The 9,361-nt window shown below is 67.2% G+C and carries 8 protein-coding genes and 1 tRNA gene; 3 read left to right on the top strand and 6 right to left on the bottom strand.

Annotated features, from left to right (window positions below; translation table 11 throughout):
- Window positions 1–106: 106 nt before the first annotated feature.
- Window positions 107–430, bottom strand: a complete 324-nt coding sequence (locus AB0383_RS35725; protein ID WP_366189660.1) for a hypothetical protein — start codon at window positions 428–430, stop codon at window positions 107–109.
- Between the two features lie 143 nt (window positions 431–573).
- Window positions 574–1,449, bottom strand: a complete 876-nt coding sequence (locus AB0383_RS35730) for a sigma factor (RefSeq protein WP_366189661.1) — start codon at window positions 1,447–1,449, stop codon at window positions 574–576.
- 75 nt (window positions 1,450–1,524) lie between these two features.
- Between AB0383_RS35730 and AB0383_RS35735 the strand changes: the two genes are divergently transcribed.
- Window positions 1,525–1,923, top strand: coding sequence for an ester cyclase (locus tag AB0383_RS35735; protein WP_364186204.1), 399 nt, complete (start codon window positions 1,525–1,527; stop codon window positions 1,921–1,923).
- A gap of 38 nt (window positions 1,924–1,961) precedes the next feature.
- Here the strand turns inward: AB0383_RS35735 and AB0383_RS35740 are convergent, their stop codons facing one another.
- The 4 genes from AB0383_RS35740 to AB0383_RS35755 all read right to left on the bottom strand — a co-directional run bounded on the left by AB0383_RS35740 (window position 1,962) and on the right by AB0383_RS35755 (window position 6,530).
- Complete coding sequence (locus AB0383_RS35740) at window positions 1,962–3,032, bottom strand: ABC transporter ATP-binding protein (protein WP_364186202.1); 1,071 nt, start codon at window positions 3,030–3,032, stop codon at window positions 1,962–1,964.
- Window positions 3,029–3,799 carry an ABC transporter permease subunit gene (locus AB0383_RS35745; protein ID WP_364186200.1) on the bottom strand — a complete coding sequence of 257 codons (771 nt, stop codon included), beginning with the start codon at window positions 3,797–3,799 and terminating at the stop codon, window positions 3,029–3,031. The genes AB0383_RS35740 and AB0383_RS35745 overlap by 4 nt, the downstream gene beginning before the upstream one ends.
- On the bottom strand, window positions 3,796–4,131 hold the full coding sequence (locus AB0383_RS35750; RefSeq protein ID WP_364186198.1) for an ABC transporter permease subunit: 336 nt from the start codon (window positions 4,129–4,131) through the stop codon (window positions 3,796–3,798). The genes AB0383_RS35745 and AB0383_RS35750 overlap by 4 nt, the downstream gene beginning before the upstream one ends.
- Before the next feature lie 137 nt (window positions 4,132–4,268).
- Window positions 4,269–6,530 carry an RICIN domain-containing protein gene (locus tag AB0383_RS35755; RefSeq protein ID WP_366189662.1) on the bottom strand — a complete coding sequence of 754 codons (2,262 nt, stop codon included), beginning with the start codon at window positions 6,528–6,530 and terminating at the stop codon, window positions 4,269–4,271.
- A 400-nt stretch (window positions 6,531–6,930) separates the two neighbouring features.
- Between AB0383_RS35755 and AB0383_RS35760 the strand changes: the two genes are divergently transcribed.
- A tRNA-Ala gene (locus AB0383_RS35760) sits at window positions 6,931–7,003 on the top strand.
- 1,397 nt (window positions 7,004–8,400) lie between these two features.
- Window positions 8,401–9,297, top strand: coding sequence for a hypothetical protein (locus AB0383_RS35765; protein WP_366189663.1), 897 nt, complete (start codon window positions 8,401–8,403; stop codon window positions 9,295–9,297).
- The last annotated feature ends 64 nt before the right edge of the window (window positions 9,298–9,361 follow it).

Genomic DNA, 9,361 nt, shown 5'->3' on the forward strand with positions numbered 1-9,361 from the left:
GCTTGCGTGAGCTGGACTTACTCCAGCCGGGCCCGGACCTGGGGATCGGTGCCGGAAGTGCCCGCGCGAACGGTCCGTTCGCGCCACTCGGGCGCAGCCGCACAGCTCAGGCCGGGCGGCCCAGCAACGCGAACGCCCGCGCGGCCAGCTCCCTGACCCGAACCCACTCCGGTGCGCTCGCCAGAGCCTCGAACGACCACGGACCCGTCGGGCCGCTCATCTCTTCGAGGAGGACGTCGAGCTCCGCCAGCACCGCGACGGTGTCGGCCGGCAGGGTGTCCTTCAATGCCGCGAAGTACTCGTCGAACTCCAGCGCGAGCTCGTCGGCGTCGCGCAGCCCCTGCTTCTCGAGCAGCGCGATCTGGGCCGCGGCCGGCTGTGCCAGGTCCCCGAAGGCGATGATCAGGTGCCGGAAGAAGGACTCGTTCATCCCACCGAGCGTAGGCGCCACCGACCCGAGGCCACGGCCGATTTTCCGCGTGGGCTCGGAAATTTCGGAGTCCGCCGTCAGCTCGCCGGGCCGCCCGGCGAGCGAGCGAACCGTTCTCGATCCGGCGTCCGAAGCCCCCGTCGCTAAGCGGAGGGCAGGGCCGCGAACTGCGCCCGCAAATACTCCAGCCGATCCGGGTCCGCGACGGTGCGCAGAGCCGAGATCCGCCCGTCCCGCGTTTCCACCGAGGTCAGGCCCACGATCTCGCCGTCCTGGAGGAACAGGATGCCCGGGCCGCCATTGACCTCCCTGAGCAAGAAGTCGGAGACCGAGGCGAAGCGGGCCAGAGTCGCGGCGGCGTTGCGGCGGACGGCGTCGCGGCCGCGGACGTGCATGCGTTCGCCGCCGCCGAGGTCGATCCAGGTGGCGATGTCGGCCGCCAAGAGCTCCTCGAGCTGCTCCAACCTGCCCGATCGAACGGCCGTCATGAAGGTCTCGGTGAGCCGCATCGAGCCGCCGTCGGAAGTCGGGAAGCGGGTCTCGCCCGCGTCGATCCGTCTGCGGGCGCGGCTGTAGAGCTGACGGGCGTTGGCTTCGGTGAGCTCCAGCAGCGCGGCGAGCTCCGGATACGGGTAGTCGAAAGCCGAACGCAGCACGAAAACCGCGCGTTCCATCGGCGTGAGCGACCGCATCAGCACGAGCATCGCGAAGGACACGGACTCGCGCTGCTCCACCGTCTCCAGCGGGCCGTGCTCCCCGCCGCCGGTGAGCACGGGCTCGGGCAGCTCGTCGGCGACCGTCTCGTGGCGGACCGGTGCGGACGTAAGCCGGGTCAGGCAGAGATTCGTCACGGCCTTCGTGAGCCACGCGCCGGGTGTCGCGATGGTGCCGCGGTCGGCACGATTCCAGCGCAGGTAGGCGTCCTGCACGGTGTCTTCGGCGTCGTCGGCCGAGCCCAGCAGCCGGTAGGCCAGCCCGAAAAGCCGGCCGCGTTCGACGGTGAAGTGGTCGGTTGTCACAAAGCACTCCCCTGCTCGGTCTCCACTGCACCCCTGCAGGAAAACCGCCACCACCACAGTAGAGAGGGGACCCCCGTGGCCACCACCCGTGAAACCGTCGAACGCTTCTACGTCGAAGCCGTCAACGGCCGGCGCTTCGAACTGTTCGACCAACTGCTCACCCCCGACGCCGTCAATCACGGTCCCGCCGACGCTCCGGCCCGCGAAGCCCTCGTCGGCGCCGACGAGATCGTGCGCTCGGCGTTCTCCGACGCCGAGCTGCACGTGGACGACATCCTGGTCGAGGGCGACAAAGCCGCCGTGCGCTGGACGTTGACCGGGACCCATGACGGCGACTTCCACGGCACCCCGCCCACTGGCAACGCGATCAGCGTGCGCGCCACCGTGGTGCTGAAGCTGCGCGACGGGCGCATCGCCGAGCTGTGGCCGGTGCTCGACTTCCACGCCCTGCTGACCCAGCTCGAGGCAGCCTGACCGGAGGGGCGCCGCCGTCGGACGGCGGCGCCCCCGCGTCAGCTCGCCAGCAGGACCGGCTGCGTTCCGAATGACACCGAGACCCCGGTGCCCGGCAGTTTCGCCGCCGAAACGCTCGGGAGGTCGGCCAGCGCCGACGTGCCGTCGGGCAGCAGCGCGGTGACGCGGGTGACCGCGCCACGGATGCTGTGGTCCGTCACCACCGCGCGACCGTCCGCAGCGGCCACGAGCGTGACCGCCTCCGGACGCACCAGCACCGTCACGGCGTCGCCGTCGGTGCGCCGGCCCGGTTCGGCCGGCACGAGCCGCTCCCCCACCACGTCGACGGACGCGCCGCCGACCGCGACCACGCCCGGGAGTCGGTTCATCGTGCCCACTAACTCCGCGACGAACGCTGTCGCGGGCCGGGCGTAGAGCTCGGCCGGGCTGTCGCACTGTTCGAGGCGCCCCGACCGCATCACGCCGACGCGGTCGGCGATCGACAGCGCCTCCTCCTGGTCGTGCGTCACGAACAGTGTCGTGATGCCCACGCGCAGCTGCAGCCGGCGGATCTCGTCGCGCAGCTGCGTGCGCACGAGGGCGTCAAGTGCCGACACGGGTTCGTCGAGCAGCAGCACGCGCGGCTCGATCGCCAGCGCGCGGGCCAGCGCCACGCGCTGCTGCTGGCCACCCGACAGCTGGTGCGGGTAGCGCTTCTGCTGCGCCGACAGCCCCACGAGCTCCAGTAGCTCCTGCGCCCGCTTCTGCCGCGCCGCCGTGGCGACGCCGCGCAGCCGCAGGCCGAACGCCACGTTGTCGCGCACCGTGAGGTTCGGGAACAGGCTGTAGGCCTGGAACACCATGCCCATGTCACGCTTGTTGGCCGGCACGCCGACCACTTCGGTGCCGTCCACCAGCACCTCGCCGGCGTCCACTGCCTCCAGGCCGGCGAGCACGCGCAACGCCGTCGTCTTGCCACAGCCCGAAGGGCCGAGCAGCGCGACGAGCTCCCCCGGCGAGATCGTCAGGTCCAGCCCGTCGAGCGCCCGGACCTCGCCGAATTCGCGGCGCGGGCCGCGGAACTGGACCGACGCACCGGTCTTCGTCTGCTGGGCAGTCACAGTTTTCACGCCACACCCCGCGAAGCCTTGCGGCGACCGGCCACAAGAGACAGGACGAACAGGAGCAGGAACGCGACCAGCAGCGACAGCAGGGAAACGGCGACGGACACGCCCGCCTCCGACTGCCCGGTGCTGACCGTCCACACGGGAAAGGTGTCCATCAGCAGAATGCTCGCCAGCGTGTACTCACCCAGCACCAGCGCCAGGTTGAGGAACGCGGCGCCGAACACGGCCGAGCAGATGTTGGGCACGATCACCCGCAGCAGCACCGTCGGCCACGACGCGCCGAGGCTGCGCGCGGCCTCCACCAGCGTCGGCAGCGAGATCGCCGCCAGCCCCGCATCGAGGGTGCGGTAGGTGAAGGGCAGCGCGAGGATCGCGTACTCGAGCACGAGGATCACGGGGGTCCCGTTGATCACCTCCGGCGCGTCGCGGAACACCACGAGCACGCCGTTGACCAGCACGATCGGCGGAATGACCGGCGGCAGCAGGCTCACGCCCTCGATGAGGCGGCGCAGCTTCGGCTTGCGCAGGTGCACCCAGGTCACCGTGGGCACCATCAGCAGCAGCGTGAGCGCCACCGTGCCGGCCGCGACCCACAGCGACGTGCCGAGCGTGGGCAGCAGGTCGGGCTCGTCGAGGATCTTGCCCCACGAGGCGAAGCTGTGCGTGTTGTTCACGTCGCGGAGGCTGAACTCCACCGACGCGCCCATCGGCACGAGGAAGTACAGGCCGAACAGCGTGAGCACCGTCCAGCGCAGCGCTTTGTTCTTCATGACAGCCACCTCGAAGCGCGCTTCTGCAGGTACGCGTAGATCGCCATCACCAGCGCGACCACCACGACCATGCCGAGCCCCAGCGCCTTGCCGAGGTTCTGCTGGTCAGCCACGACATTGCCGCTCACCAGCGAGCCGATCTGGATCGGCACGAGCGGCACGACGCCTGTGGTCAGCGCGTAGGCCATGGCGTAGGCGGAAAACGCGTTGGCGAACAGCAGCAGCGTCGAGGCGAGGAACGGCGGCAGCAGCACCGGCACCGCGATCAGCCGGAAGTTTTGCGCCCGCGTGGCCCCGAGGTTCGCCGCGGTTTCGCGCCACGGTGCGGTCACGAAAAAGTCGCCCAATTTCCGGAAGTTCCGGGAACTGGGCGACTCTTGTCGATCTCTTGCTCGTTCTCATGTGGACTGGGAACCGATGCGCGCCGAGGCCGCCACCACGGCGCGCACCGGTTGTCTGGAGCGGTGGGCTACGGGTAGCTCACCAGGTTCACCGGCTTCGTCCCGTCGGGCGTGGTCACGCCCGTCGTGTTGATGACGTGGGTGATCGTGCCCGCGTGGTTCAGCGACACGGTGACCATGTCGTGGAACCGCACGCCCGGGGTGTTCGGCGCCTCGTACGCGTGGGCGCTGGCCACCGACGGGTTGGTGTTGAAGAAGCAGTAGCTGCCCAGGCCCCACGCTTCGTGGCTGGCCACGTTCGGGCCGACCTTGTAGGCGGAATAGCCCTGCGAGGAACCGTTCATCCACGATGCCTGGTTGGGCACGTCGTAGGGCATCTCGTTCTGGAAGAAGTACGTGCGCCCGCCGTTGCCGTTCCAGACGACCTGCGTCTTCTGATAGTGCTCGACGAACAGGCCGTACATCGTGACGTTGTTGCCGTTGACGGTCAGCCCGTTGTCGGCGGTGTTGGTGTTCCAGCCGACGAAGCTGTCGTTCGCGGCGTGGTCGGCTCGCCAGATCCACATGTGGTCGCCGATCACGTTGTTGCTGTTCACCACCAGGCTGTTGGTCGCCTTGCCGACGGCCGGGCCGCCGATGCGGAAGAACACGTCGTGCAGCGACGTCGGGTCGGCCGAGTGGTCGGCGGTCGAACCGGGCGCGCCGACCTGCATGAGCGTGTTCGAGTTCGTCGTTCCCGCGTCGATGAGCAGGCCGGCGACCTTCACGCCGTTGACGTCGTCCACGTTCATCGCGGTGATGCCGTTGTCGGGCACCAGGGTCGCGATGCCGAGGCCGAGGACCACGGTGTCGGGGCGGGTCACGTGCAGGGTCTGGTTGAGGTGGTAGACACCCGGCGTGATCAGCAGGTTCTTGCCCGCCGCGAGCGCGGCGTTCAGGTCGGCCGCCGAGGCGCCCGGCTTGGCGATGTAGAACTGGTCGATCGGCAGCGAGGAGCCTGGCGCGGTGCCGTTCGCCCAGCTCGTGCCGGAGGTGTTGGTGCGCAAGGCCGGCACGAAGACCTGGTACTTGCCCGCGCTGTCGATGTAGAGGAACGGCTTCTCGCGGACCACCGGCGCCTGGCCGACCGTGGTGTAGGGCGGGCTCGGGAACGTGTTCTGCGGCGCCCCGTTCACGCCGACGAAGACCATGTTCCAGTTGGAGCCGTTCCAGCTGCCGAACTGCGAGTCGCGCGAGATCCACTGCTGCTGCGAGCCCGAGCGGACCTGCCCGTCGATCTTCGAGTCGGAGATCCAGCCGCCGCTGGCCCAGCCCCCGTCGTCGAGCTGCAGGTCGCCGCGCACGTGCATGCGCCGATAGGGCGCCGCCTGGCTTACCGCCCACCGATCCGCCCCGCCGGTCGGGTTCACCGACAGGTTCTCGGCCCCGCGCCAGAAGTTCTGCGTCGCGTTCTGCGGCGGGAACCAGTCGGCTTCCACGTGCACGGCACCGTTGATGGTCACGGCGTCGGGGCTGAGCCCGAGGCCGAGGACCTGCGTGTAGAAGCCGACGTTCACGTCGTTGGAGTACGTGCCCGGCTTGAACATCACGGCGTAGCGCTGGCTGCCGAATTGGTTGCGCTCTTGCTGGCTGAAGATGCTGTTCAGCCTGCTCTGGATGCTCGCAGCGGACATCGACGGATCGAAGATCACGACGTTCGGGCCGAGGTTCGGGTCCTCGTTCGGAGGAGTCGTAGTGCCACCCACGGGAGCCATTGTGAACGATTGCGCACTGGTGTTATTACAGGTGTACTGCTGAAGCTGAACCCTGTCTGCGATAGAGGCGCTCGGCACGTCGAGGCACTTGCCGCTGTTGCGGTTCACGAAGTGGTACGTACCACTCGCTTCCTGCACCGGCTGCCACTGCTGGTTCAGTCCGTTCGAGTACGACCAGAGCTGCACGAGGCCACCGTCGGCCTTCGAGACGTTCGTGATGTCCCAGGACTGGGCCGCGTTGAGCTGCGAGTTCACGCGGACGTAGCCGTCGCTGGTGGGCTGGAACTGCCAGGCCTGGGAGGCGGTTTGGTTGCAGCTGTACTGCTGCACCACGGTGCCGTTGGCACTGGCGGCGGACTTCGCGTCCACGCACTTCCCGCTGTTGACGGACTGCACCGTGAACCACTGATCGGGCGCGATGGCTTGGGCTTGGGCCTGGCTTTGGGCCCAGCTTTGGGTTTGATGTTGGGCCTGCGCTTGGGTTTGGGCTGCCGGCTCCGCCTGCGACACCCCCGCATACCCACTCACCAGCGCGAACGCGGACAGCGCCACCGTGCCCACTCTCCGCAATCTCATCGGAACCTCCTCCACCGCACCGCGGCGTTCGACGAGCAGGAAACGGCAAGGCTCATGCCCAGACTTGAAGACGCGGCGTAGCGGGCGGGGACCTCGGCGTCACAACCGGGTGAAAATGTAACGGCGGCCACACGGGGAGTCAATACAGAGCTAAAAATAAGTCATGAAGAGGTTCTTGAGCTGGAAGTTCTCGGGGCTCACCCGGCAGGCTCACGCCCAGGAGCCGGGCCGGAGCTGGCCAGGACCGGGTTTCGGAAGGAGTGGATCTCTGCTGGACCTCGTTTATGCGACCTGACCTGCAGCTTTGCCGCGCCGAACCCTTGGCGCACCCCCCGACGAAGACGGCCGGTGGCGGGGTGTACTCTTTATTCACACGAGATGCGGAGTTCACCTTCGCTTCGGGGCTATGGCGCAGCTGGTAGCGCACCTCACTGGCAGTGAGGGGGTCAGGGGTTCGAGTCCCCTTAGCTCCACTGTGACGAAACACCGCCCTCCGGATCCAAAGGTCCAGGTAGGGCGGTTTTTTCGTGTTGTCGAACATCGAGTTTTTGATATCCCAAATTCCACAGTGACGCGAGATGTGGAGCAAACCTGGAGCAGACAGGTACGGGACCACGAAACGGGGCCGCCCGGGTTGCCGCAGCAGTGCCCCCTGATGGGTGAATCTTGAAAGGTGTTCTAGAACCATAACCGCGGCGCCGCACACTCGGCCGGGCAGCCTTCGTCGCATCTGCGGTCAGACTCGATTGCTGCTCCCTTCAGATGCAGACTCTCGACCGCCGGCGCAGCTCGTCCGGGGCACTAGATACTTCTTGCACTACACGCGACACGCAGTCAGTGGTCTGAATCTGTAGTTCCCCGGAACGCCAAGCGGCCGACGTGCCGCGTCACCATGTCAACCCCACCATCGAAGCCGCGCGACGGGCCGCCATCGACGCAGGAACGACACCGACGAAGCAGCCGCGAGGAGCTGACCTGCGGGAAGATGTCAGCACGGACGCGGACCGCGCCGAAACGCCACGCCAACCGTTCCCATGCTTCGGGCGCCCCCGACGGGGCAGTGCAAGCAGGGGAACAGGGCCGACCAGCGGCTTCTTGTCGGCCAGCTGTCGATCGGAGCATGTTCTCAACATCGAGCCTCCGGGCAGCTAGCCCGTGCCTCCAGCCACGCCCAGCAGGTGTCCGACTGCTACCTGGGGCCGGCGCAAACCCGTCCCTTCCGGTCAATGCTGTCTTTACTGCAGATCGACTTGGATTGCCCATGACCCGAAGCCTGCCGAAACCTAACCGTTACCCGCGAGTTGACTCGACCAGGTGTCGAACTTGACCTTCTTACGTGGTGGCGGCTCGAAGCCCCCGAGAGAGCAGCCCAGCGGTTCGGGTCGTCGCCGCACGCTTCGGCGAACAACTCGGCGACGAGCCCAGTTTGATATTCGCTCTTGGGGACCTGGCGGGCCGGCAGCGCGCCTGCAAGTGCTTGAGATGTTTGAGCAGCTCGTCCTCGGGTTCGCTGAGCGCGCGAGCTTCTCGCCTGCCGGCACTGCGACGAGTATCGAACGGCTCGCGGCTGCCGCGTGCCTGATCTCGTCCGGCCTTCCGCGGACAGCTGCTTCGAGGTCGCCGTAGAGATGGGGCAGCATCGCCGTCCGTCCGACGGAGAGTCGCTGTTCCATGGTGCATTAGGAGATCGGCAGACGTGCCGGGCCAGCAACATATGGCAACGGAACGGCAGCCGACGGTTCTGCGCATATGACGGATCGAAGCTGACAGCTACCCGCGGTATCACAACCCATGAAGCCAACGCGTGCGGGCCTTCCACGTGGCCCGTGGTAACAATGGCGGCAAGTGTTCGTCTGGAACCGGGAGACCGATGGGGAACTACGACCTGCAGCGCCTCGGCGGCATCGGCTTCCAGGACGTCGTATCGGCGCTGGCGATCAAGGTGTTCGGCGCACATGTTCGGCCTATGGGCCGTGGCAAAGACGGCGGCCGAGACATGCTGGTCAGCGACGGCGTCCTGGTGTGGTCTGCGAACGAGCACGGCGGCAAGACTGAGACCTGGGATGGCACGACGGTCTTCCAGGTCAAGCACAAGCAGACGCTAGAGGGCACCCACAAGGATGCCAGAACCTTATGGCAAAGCATCAAGAAAGAGCTGGACGAGTGGTCCGACCCTGAGGCGAAACGCGGCGAGGTGCCCCACTACCTGGTATTCGCCACCAACATCCCGCTCACTCCAGTATCGGAGGGCGGCGGGTTCGACGCGATTAACGGCAACATTAGGCAGTACCTCGATCGCTTGAAAGACGAGTCTGCCGAGAACGATCTTGAGCGTTCACGTCGACCATCGGCTCGCGCAGAACGTCATGGACGTCGCGACAGGATGGTGAATCTACGCGGCTGGCGTCTCTGGGATGGCTATCAGATCATCGGGCTGCTGGACGCCCACGATGGAGTTCGCCGGGCGTTCGAGGGGTTTCTCACGGCGGGGGACGTCCTGGCGGACCTGTCGACGCTGTCCACGAACGTCAACCGGGAGCAGCTCGGATCAGCGCTTCGGCAGCACGCCCGCACAGCGCTGCTTGCTGAGCGGCGAGTGCACTTCGACGAGGCAGGCGGCGAGACCAAAGGCGTGCCGGTTGAGGAGGTCGCGATCGACCTGCCGGTCCTTGTGGGCGACCCACCGGCCAGCGACCGGATCGTCGGCTATGTGCTGAACCGCGGTGAGCGAGTCCTTGATGCGCCCCGGGTTCTGTGCAGGCTCTGATCTCAGGGAGGATGCAGAGCATGCCGGCACCGAAGAAGTACAGCGACGAGCTGCGTGAGCGGGC

Origin of the sequence: Amycolatopsis sp. NPDC051373 (assembly GCF_040689465.1) — a bacterium.
GTDB lineage: Bacteria > Actinomycetota > Actinomycetes > Mycobacteriales > Pseudonocardiaceae > Amycolatopsis.

Bases quoted from the DNA above. Each gene is read 5' to 3' on its own strand.
- AB0383_RS35725 (WP_366189660.1), bottom strand. From the start codon at position 430: ATGAACGAGTCCTTCTTCCGGCACCTGATCATCGCCTTCGGGGACCTG.
- AB0383_RS35745 (WP_364186200.1), bottom strand. From the start codon at position 3,799: ATGAAGAACAAAGCGCTGCGCTGGACGGTGCTCACGCTGTTCGGCCTG.
- AB0383_RS35755 (WP_366189662.1), bottom strand. From the start codon at position 6,530: ATGAGATTGCGGAGAGTGGGCACGGTGGCGCTGTCCGCGTTCGCGCTG.
- AB0383_RS35765 (WP_366189663.1), top strand. From the start codon at position 8,401: ATGGGGAACTACGACCTGCAGCGCCTCGGCGGCATCGGCTTCCAGGAC.